The organism is Thalassomonas actiniarum (assembly GCF_000948975.2).
Lineage (GTDB): Bacteria > Pseudomonadota > Gammaproteobacteria > Enterobacterales > Alteromonadaceae > Thalassomonas > Thalassomonas actiniarum.
Genome location: NZ_CP059736.1, coordinates 734,902 through 751,410, shown reverse-complemented (window position 1 = coordinate 751,410; position 16,509 = coordinate 734,902). Strand labels below are relative to the sequence as shown.

Below are 16,509 nucleotides of genomic sequence, written 5' to 3'. Positions count from 1 at the left end.
TTGCCAAAACCCGGTTTTTGCCTGGCTCCTGCCGTTCATCATTAGAAAATGCCTGTTTAAGCGATTAACTCTTCACTCGGACCAAAAAACTCATAATGTACCTGAGCATCAGGTAAGCCGAGGTTCTTGGCTATTTTCAGCGCCGCCCGCATAAAGGGCACCGGGCCGAGAAAATATAATTCGACATCGCGGTCTTGTGGTAATTGCCGGGCAACTAATTCTTCGGTAATAAAACCTGTGGCGTGGGGCTGACAGTTTTCTTCCGGGTTACTGTATACATATAAAGGCGAAATATGATCGTGCAAAGATGCCAATTGATCAACATGTGCTTTAAAGGCATGTACATCCGAGTTTAATGCCGCATGGATAAAACGTATATCCCGCCCGGATCCCGCTTCACTGTTGAGCATACTGATGGCAGGGGTAATACCGACACCGCCGGTTAACAGCACTAACGGCTTGTTGTTTTTACGTAAGGTAAAATCTCCGCTGGGATGTGTCAGTTTAACCCTGTCTCCGGGATTAAGGTTATTGTGCAGGTGGTTTGATACCGCCCCGTCCGGTTCGCGTTTTACGCTGATACGCAAATAGTGGCTGCCGGGCGCATCTGACAAGCTGTAATTTCTTCTCAGCCGGGCACCGTCGACATCATCTAAAATAATGGTCAGAAATTGTCCCGGTTCGAACAGGGGTACGCCTTTACCGTCTACCGGCTCGAAATAGAAAGAGGTGATCACCGCGCTTTCATCAACGCGCTTGGCCAAAGTAAACTCACGCTCACCACGCCATCCCCCCGGTTTACTTTCATTTTCCGCATAAAGAGATTCTTCCGCGGTTATAAGCAGCTCAGCCAGCTGGCCATAGGCTTTACCCCAGGCGGTAATAATCTCTTCGGTGGCGGCATCGCCTAATACCGCTTTTATCGCCTGCAATAAGCAACTGCCGACAGCATCGTATTGCGACGGCTCAATGCCGAGTGCCACATGCTTTTGTACTATTTTACTCACCGTTTCACTTAAATTGCCCAAGGCATCAATATTGGCGCCATAGGCAACAACAGCATTGGCCAGGGCTTTTGGCTGGGTGCCCTTGCCCTGGTTGGTTTGATTGAAATAAGGCACGACATCAGGGTGCTGGGAAAACAGTAGCGGGTAAAATGCCTTGGTAATGTCGTCGGCATGCACTTTTAAAACAGGAACTGTGGATTTGATGATTTCAATGGTTTGAGCGTCTAACAAGATATATTCCTTTCAGGATAAAATAATTTACTGCTGACAGGGTTATTACACAGAATATGCCAACTTGTTATTGTATTGATTTTTAAGAACATAAAACAAATTCAGGTTAATTTAACCCAGCTCAAAACATATGTCATTTTAACCTAAAAAAGGTTAAAATGACCTTTATGAATATTTCCCCCTTTATTGATATTATCGAAGACTTAAACCGTGATTTGAGTCAGGCGCAGCGCTACCAGCGTTTGGTATTGGCCATTCAACGGGCGATCCCCTGTGACGTGGTTGCCCTGCTTAAATTAACCGACGGTTATCTGCTGCCCGTGGCCACCTTAGGCTTAAAAGATGAAGCCCTGGCGCGGCAATTCGCCGTTGCCCAACATCCGCGGCTGCAACATATCTTAAACAGTTCGCAACTCACCCGCTTTGATGCCGATTCCAGGCTGGCGGATCCCTATGACGGCCTGGTGAATGACGCCAGCGGGCAACTGCATGTACACGACTGCATGGGCAGCACCATTTATATCGATGACAAGCCCTGGGGTCTCATCACTTTGGATGCCATGCAAGCGGGCAGTTTTGATTCCCTCAATCCGATGGAAACCCGGGCCTATATCGCCGCCGTGGCAGCAGTGATCAAAACCAGTCAGCATATCGAAGCATTAGAAGCCCGGGTAGAGCACAACCACCAGGTGGCACAACGTTTACTGGAAACCGTCGCTCCATCAGAAATGATTGGCAAAAGTACCGCGATTAACACCATGCGCGGGGAAATTAATACCGTCGCCCCCAGCAAGTTATCGGTATTGATCACCGGGGAGACCGGGGTCGGCAAAGAGTTGGTGGCGAAAAGCCTTCATCAGCACTCCCGCCGGAAAAACCAGCCCCTGGTGCAGATCAACTGCGCCGCATTGCCGGAAAACATTGTCGAAAGTGAGCTGTTCGGCCATGTCAAAGGCGCTTTTTCCGGCGCGGTAAACGATCGCAGCGGACGTTTTGAATTAGCAGACGGCGGTACCTTGTTTCTCGATGAAGTCGGCGAGCTGCCCCTGGCTGCCCAGGCAAAACTGTTGCGCGCCCTGCAATACGGCGAAATTCAGCGGGTCGGCAGCGATAAAATCATAGTGGTTGATGTCAGAATTGTTGCCGCTACCAACCGGGACCTGCAGCAGGAAGTCAAAGAAGGCCGTTTTCGCGCCGATTTATATCACAGATTAAGCGTCTATCCGTTATCGGTACCGCCTTTGCGCGAGCGGGAAAAAGACTACTTATTGCTTGCCGGCTACTTTCTGGAAAAAAGCCAACATCAGCTCGGGGTCACTAAATTACGTTTGCAACAAAGCGCCATCGAGCAGCTGGCAGGTTACAGCTGGCCGGGAAATGTCAGGGAGTTAGAGCATTTATTAAGCCGCGCGGCACTAAAGGCGATCACTGAGCAGGGACGTGAAGCCCGTATTGTCAGTATTAACAGCGGGCATCTTAATTTACAACCGATCGACAACATAGCGCCTGGGTTGAGCTCCGTTCAAACAACGCCTATACAGAGCAAGGTGCAAAAATCACCCATGCCGGCGATAGCCGTTGAAGTGAATGATTTAGGTTTGCGGGAGGCTACCGACGAATATCAACGTCAGATCATTAGTCAGGTGCTGGAAAGTGAACAGGGCAATTTAGCAGCCGTAGCCAGGCTGCTTAAAGTCGATAGGAGTAATTTGATCCGTACCATGCGCCGCTTGGGGCTGGCGTAGAAGACCTGAGAGCTGTATTGCACTTTTACCAGATAAACTGCACTAACCGGGAAAGATAAACAAGGGAGCCGAAACCCGCTCCCTGCCATCTCTTTTCATTTTCCATGTGCCTTGCTTAACTTGGCAATATCAGCAAAAAAGGCCAGCGATTGACCTTTTTTGCTTTATTATCGCGCTGCTAGTTATGGCAAGCTTCGCTGTTTTCCAGGGAAACCTCGCCATTGCCATCAACATAATTAATGCTTGTCGGCAGGCGTTTGATATTACCGGCTAAATCGACAATAAAAATCGGTGCACCTTCACGGTATTGATGCATGTTGCCGCCAGCAAAAATACCGACAAAGTCATTGCTGCCGTTAAGTACCGACTTAAAGTAATTGTATTCGCACAGGTTATACAAGTAACTTGAAGAACCACTTGCGGGGTCAACTACATCGTTAGAGATCAGCGTACGTCCCCAGACACTGCTACTCGTACCGCCGGTATCCAAATAGGCGGCAGCGCCCCCCGCCATGGCATTATTTTTCTCATCAATGGTATCGGGGTAGAATACCCGGTAATCCGAGCCGTTCGGGTGCAACATACCGGAAGAGTAATTATGATCCACCTGGTTTGCCAGGCGCACATTGCTCCAGGTTGTGCCGGTCCACCGGGCTTTAGCCAGATAATGATCGGCTAGGGTTGACGGCTGGTGATCCCCGGAAAGGCTGCCAACATACAAAATAGTCGGTCTTTTAGCCATACCAGAACTCATGAAATCTATATCTTTCATGTAGATACGCCTACCTATGCCGCCTATGCTTGCCGGATCATAATATTCTCTTACCGCCACCGTTTTTAACCCCTCGGGGGAAACAATCGGTAAGGAAACGCGCTGGTTTTTGGCGTTGAACCAGTTTTCTCCGCCATCGAAAGAGTGCATATAATAGAGGTTGGTTCTGTCATCCAGGTTATTACCCGGGTGAACGTTGAAGGCAATCACCACATCCTTGCCTCTTGCCTTGGCAATGGCATAGTGCCCCTTATAAGCAGCAATAGGTGTGATATCCTGGATACTTGCTTTTGTACCGTCAACCACCATTTTCGCGCTATAAACCTGCCTGGAGCTTTTACAGGTTTGCACTTCACCTGAATTACAGTAAACGGTATAAATTAAACGGAAATAACCTTTCTGGCTATAGGCCGGATCGTCAATCCAAAACATCTTGGGGTAATTGATGCCGCGGTAATGTGTACCTGAAATCGGAAAGTCTTGCCCCGCCGCTGCGATCAAATCTTTAAAGTGATCGGCATAGTCATCCATCAAGGGCGTATAATCGACAAAACTCTCGATACTGTTTGGCGCACTACTTTTAAAGACAAAATTGCCGCGCGATGTCGACCGCCCGGAAACCAGTACGTATACGTAACCTGCCTGGTCCAGGTTGATCACGGCATTATCATGAGGATCATCGGTACACTTCATATGCACTAATACCGGCTCCGATACTTTCCCGGTATTGTGGTTAAAGCGTGCCACATAAATACCTAATGCCGGTGACTTATTTGTACTGATACGAAATTTTTCTGTGGTGGTGATACTACAGCCGCCCGCAGCCGTGGTGCCTATTTTCTTATTCGCCAGCGAATAATTGTCTAGGATAACCTCACCTGAGTAGACAAAATAACTGTAACTACCCTGTTTTACCGCGGTTGGGGCATGCTTGGCGGTCTAGGTGGCTTTATTGCCGGAATACTTCACCACATCATAATCCGCCTGGCCATTGTTATCGACATCAATCGCCGTGGTGCCGCCCAAGCCATAAGGCATACCATTAAAACCATCGGCTTTCTTAAATTGTGTAACCGAATAGGCCTGCAAATCGGCGCAATCTTCCTTGGTATTTTTACATTCCCCCGAAGGACTCTTCAGGTAGCGATAGACATTATGATCGTCTTGCCAAGCATTTTGTCCGCCAAAGGCTGAAAAAGCACTGATACACAGCATGGATGCCAGCGATATTTTCCTTAACATAGGTATTCCTTATTAACGAGAGGGTAAATAACGCCATGAACTGTATAGATTTTTTTAGCTAGTGTCCAGAAAAGTCAAGTTGCATATTTCAGGACATTGAGGGAGATCAATGAAAGGCAGGTGCAGGCCAGTATTTTACCGTGGCAGCATGAATGCTCTGGATGACCGTGAATTTTTTTCTTAAAACCAGTGTGAGATTTCTTCCTGATATGACACAGGTATAAATAACGTTTAAACAACAAACTGTTTCTATTCAATACCAAGCTTACGGGCATTAGAGGAATTTAATATGAACATTAACAATCCCGTTGAGGACAGCGGCTCACAAGCCGTAGCCACTCAGCCGCAAGCAGCCAAATCAACGCTTTTTACCACGATAAAAAACAAACTGATTGAACATTACTTGGGGGTATTTTTAACCTTAATGACCGCAGCTTCGGGAGCAAGCGCAATTAAAGCCAACAGCGCAGCAAACAGCCTGGCACATGTTTCTAAGTATATTCAAGAACTTGAAATGACCAGTGACAAAATTAAAAACGATGCGCTTCGCATTAATACCGCCCTTAATAATATTGGAGAGCTGGGCAAACTAAACACGACACTTAACAATAACTTTCTTGAAATAAAGCCTAAACAGAAGCAGCTGGAAAATGCCCTTAATCATTATTCCGGTGAATTTTGGTCAAGCCACAATACCTTAGCGCTCAAAGATGAAGAACAAAAGCGTAAACTCTTTGAAATTTCACAAGAATTCACTAAGCTCTTGGCAGCGGTGAACTCGATAGACAATACACTCTTTATCTCAGGTAAATATGCCCCTTTGATAGAAGCCACAAATACTCAGCTAATCAGAGAACTCAAAAACTTAAATGCGTATTTTGCCAATGACCAGGTTAATCTGGTTGAGCATAAAGTATTTGATGAAAAGAAAGGTTACTGACACATCAAAGGCGATAGCAAGATAACGGTGAGCACCTCAATCGATAGCACAAGCAAAGTGGTCGCCGATTTTCCCTGCTTCACAAAGCCATGAGCCGCTTTTTCTTAAACATTAAGGCCCAAGGCTCAGCACCCCCTAAGGGGCAAAACTTAGCAAATGCTGTTTCACAGCCTCAGAAGCAAAAGAATGCTCAACACTGACCTTATAAATATCGAAGTATTCTTCCGGGGTTAAATTAAACTCCTCGACAACCTTACGTACTTCATCTGTCATAGTGGTGTTGGAAACCGTGCGGTTATCGGTATTAATGCTGATCAATACGCCATCTTTATGGAAAGCTTTTACGGGGTGATCGCTAAGGGCATCAACCGCCTTGGTCTGGACATTGCTGCTCGGGCAGGTTTCCAGGGCTATGGCCTGGTTTTTCACCAAATCATAAGCCTGCTCGTGGCCTTTGATATGAATACCGTGGCCGATACGCTCGGCTCCTAAAAGCGAAACTGCATCATGTACATTCTGGCCGCTGCCCTGCTCTCCGGCATGAATGGTCACCCGGTAGCCCTTTTCAATGGCATATTGGGCGTAAGGGATAAATTCATGACAAAAACCCGGTAACTCGCTGCCGGCTAAATCAAAGGCCACCACACCGTCATTGAGGTGTTTTGCCCCGGCATCGATAATATCGTTAATCTTGTCTTTGGCAAAGGTTCTTAATATCGACAGAATATAGTTGCCGTGAATGTCATAGCGCTTTTCAGCTTTTCTCATCCCTTTAACGGCACTGTCGATAATTTGCCCGAATGTCAGCCCTTGTTGCTGGTGCAATTGAGGGCCAAAACGCACTTCCAGGTACTTAACGTTTTCTTTGGCGGCATCTTCAAATACCTCAAAGGAAATACGCTCGATCGCCTCTTGCGTCTGCATCACAGAAAGCGGCAGCTCAAAGCGACTCAGGTACTCGTCAAGGTTTGGGCAGGTTTCAGGGGCCACCATTAACGTTTTAATTTCATCGATATCTTCGCTGGGCAAGGACAACCCCTGTAGCCGGGCAAGCTCAATAATGGTTTGCGGGCGAACGCTGCCATCAAGGTGGCAATGTAGATCGATTTTGGGCACATTAAAATAATTCATAGACCTCTACCTGGTATTGCTTATGACATTCAACCAATAAAATGATAACGGAAGAAACTACAGGGCTTCGATGGAGAAAAGCTACTGGTATCACTATTGATTATTCTCTATATTACCCCTATCCATTCAAAACTATCAGGACAAATGTCCGGATCAGATAAAAATACTTAATTTCAGTTGTAGGGTAACTATTGGATACACTCAGTGAATTAGCTGCGCAAGGATATGAATTATTTTGCCAGCTGATAAAAAAACAAGATCTTAAAAGCAAACCGTTTCAGGTAGACGATTATTTATTGAGCCAGGGGCAGGAAATTACTGAGCTATATTGGCTCGAAACGGGCCAATTTTCGGTGGGTTATACCGCAGATAATGGCCGGCATTTCAGTTTAGGTCTGTTTAGTGCCGATAACAGCTTGCTTGGCGATGTTGAGCTGCTGACCGACACCCGCTGCCAGTTTGACGTCAGGGCCAACGAAGCCATTGAAGCCAAGGTTTTACCGGCTGCCCTGCTTACCGAATTTATGCAGCGCGACCCCAAATTGGCTATCTGGCTCAGCCAGTCCCTGTCTTATAAATACCAGGAAACCATGGCGACCACCATCAGCCGGATATTACATCCGCTGATTTACAATATCGCCCTGGATATCGAACAAAGGTTTCTCGATGCCAGACCTAAAGTCAATTTTGGCCACGTGTATAAGGAAGCAGAACGTTTTGGTTGCTCTGAGCGGGTTTACCGCCGGGTGGTCAATCAACTGCTTGAAATGAACCTGGTGGAAAAGGTGAATAACCAGCTACAAGTAAAAAATATTGACCAACTTTCAGAGTTTTTAAGATCTTAATCCCTGCCTGGCGCCATCCGTAGGTTAAAAGTCAGCAGCAAAAGCAACAGGCTAAACTCAACAACAGCACTTTATGGCTATTTTTATCACTCAAAATCCCGGATTTCGATATAAACAGGTGCGGGAATACCGCATAGCTCCAGCTGTTTGCTGATGGTGCTTACGTCAAAAGTTTTGGGGTTATCACAAACGATGACATTATTAGTTTCCGCTGCAGCTTTGCCCGGCAATGGCATAAAAGCCAGGGCGTCAAAAGAAGGGGGATGCTGAATTTTATGGGCGACAATTACCTTAGTTTTGCTAAGCGCAGCAGTATAAAAGCTTGCCGCCTGCGAATGCTCTTTAGTGACTTTTTTTACCAGCACCGGCCTAATAAAGCTGATCATGCCGGTATTTTTTACCTGACCGCCGCGCTCGAAATGTCCCTGAAAAAATTGCGCTTCAACCGAAAAGGCTTCGCCGCTGATTAACTTATTCAAGTCAAAGTTTGTTGGCAACACAGTTACCATGCCTGCCGCCAGTAACTCACGGATCATCTCATGCTCTGAGACTTCAACTTTATAGATAATTTGGTAGTTATGAGGGCTGCGGTATAAAGGCAGGTGACTGGCAAATATGCCCTCTTCCTGATCATAAATCAGCACCATACCATGAGAACCGATTAAGGCATGATTGCCATGCACCGCTTGTGCATGCACAAGCAAAGAAGTGCCAACCAAGGTGAAAAAGGTGGTAGCCATGAATAAGGCAAGCGCGATAGCAGAAAGCTTTTGCCGGTGATAATTAACTGTCATTCGAACTCCGGATATTTCAACCTTGTTCAGGTGTTGGTGGAAAATTCTGGCGATATCGGCTTAGTCAGCTTTATAACAAAACATCAATAAACAAATTGGCCTGGTACGGCTTATATACTAGAAGATTAATTGTTGAGTTATAATCGAAAAAATTGACACCACCGTTTACCATTTGGAAACGAATTAGATGAATTTTGAAGATTTACGTAAAGTGATCCACCTGGCCCATAGCCAAAACATCCAAGCCAGTGCCCAAGGCTTGAATCTGACCCCGGGCGCCCTATCGAAAACGCTAAAAAAAATAGAGCAAACATTAAATACCGAGTTATTTGATCGGGTCGGGCGAAATATACAGCTCAACAGCCAGGGGAAAAAATTCATTCAATATGCGACAAAACTGGTACACGAATATGAACAAATGTGCAGTGAATTTACCGGCAGCAAGGTTAAGCAAGTGGTCAATGTCACCGGCCCGTCGGTTTTATTAAATCATTGTCTTAACACCCTTATAAAACTGTTGCCGGAAAATAATACCGAGCTCAATATTGATGCCCGCTTTGAAGGACAAGCAATAAAACGCCTTGTTGGCGGCCATGCCCAGCTTGCGATCGTGACCAACGAAGCCCTCACGAATATAGACACAACTGATTTGCACTCGGTATTGCTGGGCACAACCACCTTAAAAATGGTTGCCGCTCCCTGCCACCGGCTGTTTTCGCATTACCCGACAGGAAAAATGACCTTAAAACAATTACTCGCTTATGCCTTCGTGTGCCCAAGCAGCTCACCGTTTTGCGGCATTGTTCGCGGCATCGGCTCTGACGGCTGGCCTGATCAGCAATTTCCCCGTAACATTGCCTTTCGCACCGACGATTTCAGCTCACTGTTATCCATCGTAAGCCAGGGTCAGGCAGTTGCCTATGTGCCTGATTTTGTCATCACATCAAAAGCGCTCAGGGTAATAGAACTTGTTGATTTTAAATATCATGCTCAGGAAACATACAGCCTGGTCTATAAACCCGCAATGGCAGACGGCTGGCTGAAAAAATTGATTGCCAAAGTAAAAAGCCAAGCGTAAACAGTTCCTCATCTACTATCCGCCAGCTTCCCCCGGCTAATCATGCCATATACAGGGGTGACATTCGCCGTTATTCCCGCTCTTCCCCCTTACTAAGCATAAAGCTGCCCGGCTGACAGCTGGGGTATATTGGCAAAATAAAATGTGAATCCATATTTACATCTTATTGTTCGCTGGTTAGTATTGCAGCGAAATCAAACGCAGATAACAGACAGACAACCTATGAAAAACCTCCTGTCAGCGAGCAAGATATTCAAATTAACCTGCTTGCTCACCGCTTTAGTTATACAGCCAAGTTACGGTCAGGACAGCGATTTTGTCGAGTATCAACAGGATAAAATCGCCATTAAAAACGTTACCCTGATTGATGGCTCCGGAGAGCCAAGCAGGCGCAATCAAACCGTGTTGCTGGCTGGCGGCAAAATACGTAAAGTAGGCCATGCCAACGAAGTCCTTGTGCCTGAAGGGGTCACGGCTATTGATGGCCGGGGAAAAACCTTGATCCCGGGTTTAGTGATGATGCATGAGCACATGTTTTACCCAACCGGCAAGGCAAACTATACCGAGATGTTATACAGCTTTCCGCGCTTGTATCTCGCCGGAGGGGCAACCACCATCAGAACCGCAGGCACCACAGCCCCTTATGCAGATTTAAATTTAAGGGATGCTATCGCAAAAGGTGAAACCATAGGCCCGGATATTGACGTCACCGCTCCCTACCTCAATGGTCCGGGATTGCCTATTTTGAAAATAAAACCGCTGCGGGATGCTGAAAATGCCAAAACCATGATGCAATACTGGATGTCAGAAGGGGTGACTTCCTACAAGGCCTATATGCACATTCGCCGGAATGAATTAGCCGAGGTAATTAAACAGGCGCATAAGCGTGATCACAAGGTTACCGCGCATTTATGCTCGATTACCTACAGGGAGGCAGCAGAATTGGGCATAGATAACCTCGAACATGGCTTTTTTGCCGCAACCGATTTCGTTAAAGACAAGAAGAAAGATCAATGTCCCAAAACAGGGGTACACCAGTCTTTAGTCGATTTGGATATTGAATCCGACCAAGTCAATGAGTTGATCGCCTTTTTGGTAAGTAAAAATGTCACCCTGACCTCAACGCTAACCGTCTTTGAAACCTTTACCCAGGGGCGGCCTAAGGCGTCTGCCAAAGCGCTGGCAGCACTGACGCCGCAAGTACGCGATCAATATGAAGCGCGCTGGGAGAAAATTGCCCAGCAGGAAAATGCCACCTGGCCCATAGTTTATAAAAAAATGATGGCGCTGGAGAAAAAATTTGTCGAAGCCGGCGGTAAGCTCATGGCGGGCACAGATCCCACAGGTTATGGCGGGGTGATCGCCGGTTTTTCCAACCAAAGGGTGGTTGAACTGCTGGTAGAGAGCGGCTTTAGCATAGAGCAAGCCATTAAAATATCGACCTCGAATGCGGCACATTATTTAAACCGTGAAAATGAGATCGGCACCATTGCGAGCGGAAAAAATGCCGACATGGTATTAATCGACGGCGACTTAGCGGCAGATCCTTCGATGATAAGCAAGATGTCTGTCGTTTTTAAAAATGGTATCGGTTATAGCAGCAACAAAATTGTCGAAGCAACAAAAGCTGTGGTAGGTTTGCATTAAAGCTGTGCAGGACATAAGTGGTTAACAACACCTGTTAACGCGTATTGAATTTAACAAAAACAACAATATTGGGATCATAATGAAAAAATCAATTTTAACCGGCGCTATCACTTTTGGTTTATTGGTATCAGGCAGTGGCCACGCCGCCCCGGCACAAACGACAGATTTGCTCAAAAATGTCGAAAGCAAGGTGATCGAATGGCGCCGCGACTTTCACCAAAACCCTGAATTAGGTAACCGCGAAACCCGGACTGCCAAAATTGTCGCCGCCCATTTAAAAAATCTTGGCATGGAAGTAGAAACGAATATTGCATATACCGGTGTCGTGGCGATGTTAAAAGGCGCGAAACCGGGTCCTACCGTGATGTTACGGGCCGACATGGATGCCCTGCCGGTCACCGAAAAGGTAGACTTGCCCTTTAAGTCGACCAAAACGACGAATTACCGCGGCGTCGATGTCGGTGTTATGCACGCCTGCGGCCATGACACCCATGTCGCCATGTTAATGGGCGCAGCCGAAGTACTTGCCGCCATGAAGGCGCAACTGCACGGTGATGTGATGTTTGTGTTTCAGCCCGCAGAAGAAGGCGCCCCTAAAGGGGAAGAAGGCGGCGCCGAGTTGATGTTAAAGCAAGGTATTTTCAAAAAACATCGGCCGGATGTCGCTTTCGGCCTGCACATCACCTCAAAACTACCAGCAGGAACAATAGGTTATCGCAGCGGCCCCGCTATGGCCAGTGCCGACAGCTTTGAAATTGCCGTTCACGGCGAACAAACCCATGGCTCAACGCCGTGGAACGGTGTTGATCCCATTGCCGCCGCCGCGCAAATCGTCAGCGGCGTTAATCATATCATCAGCCGTCATATAGATATTACCAAGGAGCCGGCCATTGTTTCCTTCGGCAAAATATCCGGCGGGGTGCGCAGCAACATAGTGCCCGAAAAAGTAGAAATGGTCGGCACCATCCGAAATTTTGACATGGATAACCGCCAGCAGATCTTCGAGAAAATTAAAACCACGGCCACGCACATTGCCGCTGCATCAGGCGCCAAAGCCGAGGTCGAAATACTCAAAGGTTACCCGGTAACCGTCAACAACCCGAAACTGACGGCACAAATGTTACCCAGTTTGGAAAAAGCCGCCGGCCAGGACAAGGTTATTATGATGCCGAAAATAACCGGTGCGGAAGACTTTTCATTTTATGCCCAGGAGGTTCCCGGCTTATTCGTTTTTCTCGGCGGCACGCCACTTGACCAGGATCCCAAGCAGGCACCGAGTAACCATTCGCCCTACTTTTTCGCCGATGAATCAGCCTTTAAAACCGGTACCGAGACCTTGACCCGGCTGACGCTTGATTATATGGCACAGGCGAAATAACCCGAGTTCCAAAGTAAGTCGCTAAAAGGTAAAGAATGACAAGGTAAAAGCGGCAATATAAAAAATGCGTGGAGATTATTGTGCCGGGATCTCATACCAACAAATTTTATATTGCTGTTTTTCATAAAAAAACGCATTATTTCGGCCAGCAAGCGACTTTCACCGATACGCGGCCATTATTATGCCAACAAAAAATGTTTTTCTGCCCAAGCAGCAAAGAAGCCAGGATACCCAGCGAAAACTGTTAACCGCTTTACATACTTGCCTGCAAGATAAGTTTTTTGAGCACATTACCATTAAAGAACTTGCCGAACATGCGGGAGTGTCGGTCGGCACCTTTTACCGGCGATTTAAAGATAAGGAGTCATTACTGCCCTTGCTTTATCAGGACTTTGGTAATGATCTGACGTTATGGGTGACCGGCCTGGAGCAAACAAAATATGCTTCATTGGCAGATGCGGTTGAGAAATTGTCGATAGCGACTCATCAATTTTTGACCAGCCGTAAAAGCGTTTTTAGAACCTTGCACCTGAACTCCCGGTTACATTCGGCATTATTAGACTCGGATCAGGTTGTTGACCGTAAAGTGATTTACCAGCGTCTTGCCGGAATTTTATTAAGTTTCGGCCGGGAGATCACGGCAACGGATAAAGCAAAAGCAGCCGGAGTAGCTATTTTTATGATCATAAACACCTTATTGGACAAGGTACTCTATCCTGAGTTAACTCCCGCCATTGCCTGTGATTTGGATGCCGGGGAATTTTCGCTGGAGTTGCCTAAAATGATCATGCCTTATTTACGTGCTTAACAGTTAACACTCAACGCTAACCCCCTCGAATAAGGGAAAGGAGTAAAGATGGAGATCACCGGCGGCTGCCACTGCGGCGCACTCAAATACCATGCGCAAATAGACCCTGAAAAAGTGCTTATTTGCCACTGCACGGATTGTCAGCAACTCTCCGGGGCGGCATTTAGAACCGTGGTGGTATCAAAACCCGACGGATTAACCTTTAGCCAAGGGCAGGCAAAAGAATATACAAAAATAGCCGAAAGCGGCAATAAACGCGCGCAAGGGTTCTGCAGCAATTGCGGCAGCAGTATTTATGCAACCTCGACCGATAAAACAAATCGGATTTACGGTATCCGGGTCGGCTCGGTGCATCAAAGAAACGAACTTATTCCATCGAGTCAGATCTGGTGCCGCTCGTCAGTGCCCTGGCTCGATGATTTACCTGAAATGACAAAATTTGAAACGGTGCCGTCAAAATGATGTTTAAAAAAAATAACCTGAAAAACCTGAGCCTGCTTGTTACAGCTCTGACCAGCTTGCTGCTAAGCCCCGCCATAGTGGCGAAAGAAAGTGATAAGACAGTCGAGTTTTTAAATACCAAGCCGTCTTCGTCCCGGCTGCCTTTTTCAGAGATAGTACGCCTTGAAAACACTCTGTATCTCTCGGGCCAGATAGGCCTGGATCCGGCAACGAAAAAGCTGGCAAACGGTGGCTTTAAAGCCGAAGCAGACCAGACCATGAAAAATATTAAACAAACAATGCAAGCCCATGGTTATAACATGGAGCAAGTGGTCAAATGTACGGTCATGCTAACCGACATTGCTGACTTTAAAGCATTTAATCAAGTGTATACACAATACTTTTCGCCTCCTTATCCAGCCAGGAGCGCCTTTGCCGTTAATCAGCTTGCATTAAATTCCAGTGTTGAAGTGGAATGCATTGCCGCTGCTTTTAATTAGCTTTATGCAAAGACAAGGAATATTGTTTTACTTATCACACATCAAATAATAAAGAAAACAGGAGCATCCGGCCTGAAGCAAAAAAGGGGCGTCTGGTAAATAAACAGGCCCCTTAATATTACCGGCTTACCGCCGTCTTGCTATGGTTGATCACCTGTGTACATAGCAATGCTGGATAGCCATACACCGGCTAACATTCACCAGGTTAATCATAAAACACTGTATCAGGATAGCGGCTAACCCATCATAAATTGTTCTTCAATACCACAAAAGACTAAAACCAATTAACCACATTAGTTGCAACCATAAAACGGGGTTAGTTGGTTAACCCGGCTGTATCAGATCTCTATTGCCGTTAAAAACAGGAGAACGGCTATCAAATTCTGAAATATTTATAATTTTTCAACTACACTTTTCTATCCAGGGATAGCTGATACTCACAGGAATTGACATGTCGCCACATCGATTTTGGAGTACTATATCAACCCATATCAATGAACTGACAAACGAAGATATTGATTACATCATCGAAAACTATTCAATTGATGCAAAGCGTGAATTACAAGAATACGTATCACAAGAATTTAATTTAACCTTAGCTGCGTTAAACACATCATTACTGGAGATCACCCCCCTTTCCAGGCGAGTCTTAAAACGCTTAAATTATCGATACAATGAGCAAGGCTTTGAAAAACTTCTATTTTCTATTGGTATCTATGTCTTTTCGACTTGGCATGTTGAATTACATCAAATTATGAATACTAACCACAAAACAGAAAGGAAGTTCTCTGAAAAAGAATTTGGTGAAATCGAACTGTTTTAGTGCCATTTTTCGCATGAGCAATTCAACAATAATCCTGGCAGGAAAATCACCGAAAGCCGGTCTTATTGCCTAGTGAATCAGGCGGTGCTGAGCTGGCGTTCTCCAGTGAAAAACGTAACCATACCTATGGCATTATTTAGCTAAGCGGCAAAACGCAGCTTTAACCGTTCGACAAATAAACGGATCACTAAAGGTAATTGCTGCTGATAAGAGTGCAGCGCATAAACCTGTCTGTGTTCACCGTTATAATCAGGCAACACTTGCTGCAAGCGGCCGTCGCTGATTGCCTGATTCACCAAAATTTCCGGCACTAATGCCACTCCCAACCCCTTGATTGCCGCACTCATGGCCCCTAAACTGGTATTGATTTTAACCGCCGCAGCCGAGTGAAAAGCCAAACTGCTGCCTTTGTTTTCGATTTGAGTGCTCCCCTGCTGCCAAGGCAAAATAATTAAAGGTAAAGCCGGCAGCATCCCGGGCTCGATTATCCCGTGGCAGGCAATAAATTCGGGAGATGCCACCAGAATACTGTTGATATCTCCCAATAAAATCGCATGATAACTGCTGTCTTTTTGCATGCCGACGGAAATAGCCAAATCCAGCTTATGGCTCAGCAAATCCAGACGCTCATCGGTAAATGTCAGCTCAGGCTCAAGCTTAGGGTACTCCCGCATCAATCCGGCAATCACGGGAGTCACTAATTCGGTATCAAAAGCTAAAGGGGCGGTTATTGCCAGGCGTCCCTGCGGCGCCGCCAGCTGAGACACCACCTCTTCGACGCTGGTGCTGAGCATAGTCACCAACTGCTCGCTGCGCCTGGCAAGCTGCTGGCCCGCCACCGTCAAATTCAAGCGCCGGGTGCTGCGGTTCAGTAACCTCACCCCTAAATCGGCCTCTAACTGGCTGATATACTGGCTCACCGCCGACTTGGTATGACCCAAGGCCTGTGCCGCTTTGGTGAAGGAGCCGGTTTTCACCACCTCATCGAAGATCATCATTTGGTAGGGCAAACGCCTGTGTTCAGATTTTATGAACATCTATTTCATTTTTCGGTTAATTATCTTTAGTTATTGAAACAATATACTAGCCCTTAAACACTGACAAGAAGAAATTCCCTGGCTCAGATG

Annotated in this window: 16 protein-coding genes; 10 read left to right on the top strand and 6 right to left on the bottom strand. The window is 46.4% G+C overall.

Going from position 1 to position 16,509, the window contains the following annotated elements; all coding sequences use genetic code 11:
• Positions 1-56: 56 nt before the first annotated feature.
• The gene (gene hmpA, locus SG35_RS31495) at positions 57-1,238 is read right to left on the bottom strand and encodes an NO-inducible flavohemoprotein (protein WP_044831112.1); all 1,182 of its coding nucleotides are present in this window, start codon (positions 1,236-1,238) and stop codon (positions 57-59) included.
• A gap of 167 nt (positions 1,239-1,405) precedes the next feature.
• Between hmpA and norR the strand changes: the two genes are divergently transcribed.
• A complete protein-coding gene (norR, locus tag SG35_RS31490; RefSeq protein WP_044831209.1) occupies positions 1,406-2,983 on the top strand; it encodes a nitric oxide reductase transcriptional regulator NorR in 1,578 nt (525 codons plus the stop codon).
• A 178-nt stretch (positions 2,984-3,161) separates the two neighbouring features.
• Here the strand turns inward: norR and SG35_RS31485 are convergent, their stop codons facing one another.
• Both SG35_RS31485 and SG35_RS31480 read right to left on the bottom strand, forming a co-directional pair.
• On the bottom strand, positions 3,162-4,502 hold the full coding sequence (locus SG35_RS31485; protein WP_044831111.1) for a hypothetical protein: 1,341 nt from the start codon (positions 4,500-4,502) through the stop codon (positions 3,162-3,164).
• Between the two features lie 192 nt (positions 4,503-4,694).
• Positions 4,695-4,997, bottom strand: coding sequence for a hypothetical protein (locus SG35_RS31480; protein ID WP_044831110.1), 303 nt, complete (start codon positions 4,995-4,997; stop codon positions 4,695-4,697).
• 289 nt (positions 4,998-5,286) lie between these two features.
• On the opposite strand from SG35_RS31480, the gene SG35_RS31475 reads away from it, so the two are divergent.
• Entirely contained in the window at positions 5,287-5,937 is a 651-nt protein-coding gene (locus SG35_RS31475) for a hypothetical protein (RefSeq protein ID WP_044831109.1), read from the top strand.
• 135 nt (positions 5,938-6,072) lie between these two features.
• Here SG35_RS31475 and add read toward each other — a convergent pair whose 3' ends face one another.
• On the bottom strand, positions 6,073-7,068 hold the full coding sequence (add, locus tag SG35_RS31470) for an adenosine deaminase (protein WP_044831108.1): 996 nt from the start codon (positions 7,066-7,068) through the stop codon (positions 6,073-6,075).
• Positions 7,069-7,259: 191 nt separating this feature from the next.
• On the opposite strand from add, the gene SG35_RS31465 reads away from it, so the two are divergent.
• Positions 7,260-7,913, top strand: coding sequence for a Crp/Fnr family transcriptional regulator (locus SG35_RS31465; protein WP_044831107.1), 654 nt, complete (start codon positions 7,260-7,262; stop codon positions 7,911-7,913).
• Between the two features lie 86 nt (positions 7,914-7,999).
• Here SG35_RS31465 and SG35_RS31460 read toward each other — a convergent pair whose 3' ends face one another.
• A complete protein-coding gene (locus tag SG35_RS31460; protein WP_044831106.1) occupies positions 8,000-8,707 on the bottom strand; it encodes a hypothetical protein in 708 nt (235 codons plus the stop codon).
• A gap of 187 nt (positions 8,708-8,894) precedes the next feature.
• On the opposite strand from SG35_RS31460, the gene SG35_RS31455 reads away from it, so the two are divergent.
• The 7 genes from SG35_RS31455 (at position 8,895) to SG35_RS31425 (ending at position 15,382) form a co-directional block, all read left to right on the top strand.
• On the top strand, positions 8,895-9,785 hold the full coding sequence (locus tag SG35_RS31455) for a LysR family transcriptional regulator (protein ID WP_044831105.1): 891 nt from the start codon (positions 8,895-8,897) through the stop codon (positions 9,783-9,785).
• A gap of 222 nt (positions 9,786-10,007) precedes the next feature.
• On the top strand, positions 10,008-11,432 hold the full coding sequence (locus tag SG35_RS31450; protein WP_044831104.1) for an amidohydrolase family protein: 1,425 nt from the start codon (positions 10,008-10,010) through the stop codon (positions 11,430-11,432).
• 79 nt (positions 11,433-11,511) lie between these two features.
• Positions 11,512-12,810 (top strand): M20 family metallopeptidase, encoded by a 1,299-nt coding sequence (locus SG35_RS31445; protein WP_044831103.1) that lies wholly within the window; start codon positions 11,512-11,514, stop codon positions 12,808-12,810.
• 181 nt (positions 12,811-12,991) lie between these two features.
• Entirely contained in the window at positions 12,992-13,618 is a 627-nt protein-coding gene (locus SG35_RS31440) for a TetR/AcrR family transcriptional regulator (RefSeq protein ID WP_044831102.1), read from the top strand.
• A 48-nt stretch (positions 13,619-13,666) separates the two neighbouring features.
• Positions 13,667-14,080: a GFA family protein gene (locus tag SG35_RS31435; protein ID WP_044831101.1), complete on the top strand. Its 414-nt coding sequence runs from the start codon at positions 13,667-13,669 to the stop codon at positions 14,078-14,080.
• Positions 14,077-14,559: a RidA family protein gene (locus tag SG35_RS31430; protein WP_236702516.1), complete on the top strand. Its 483-nt coding sequence runs from the start codon at positions 14,077-14,079 to the stop codon at positions 14,557-14,559. The genes SG35_RS31435 and SG35_RS31430 overlap by 4 nt, the downstream gene beginning before the upstream one ends.
• 451 nt (positions 14,560-15,010) lie before the next feature.
• Positions 15,011-15,382 (top strand): hypothetical protein, encoded by a 372-nt coding sequence (locus tag SG35_RS31425; RefSeq protein WP_044831100.1) that lies wholly within the window; start codon positions 15,011-15,013, stop codon positions 15,380-15,382.
• A 140-nt stretch (positions 15,383-15,522) separates the two neighbouring features.
• Here SG35_RS31425 and SG35_RS31420 read toward each other — a convergent pair whose 3' ends face one another.
• Positions 15,523-16,419, bottom strand: coding sequence for a LysR family transcriptional regulator (locus tag SG35_RS31420; protein WP_053042803.1), 897 nt, complete (start codon positions 16,417-16,419; stop codon positions 15,523-15,525).
• Between the last annotated feature and the right edge of the window lie 90 nt (positions 16,420-16,509).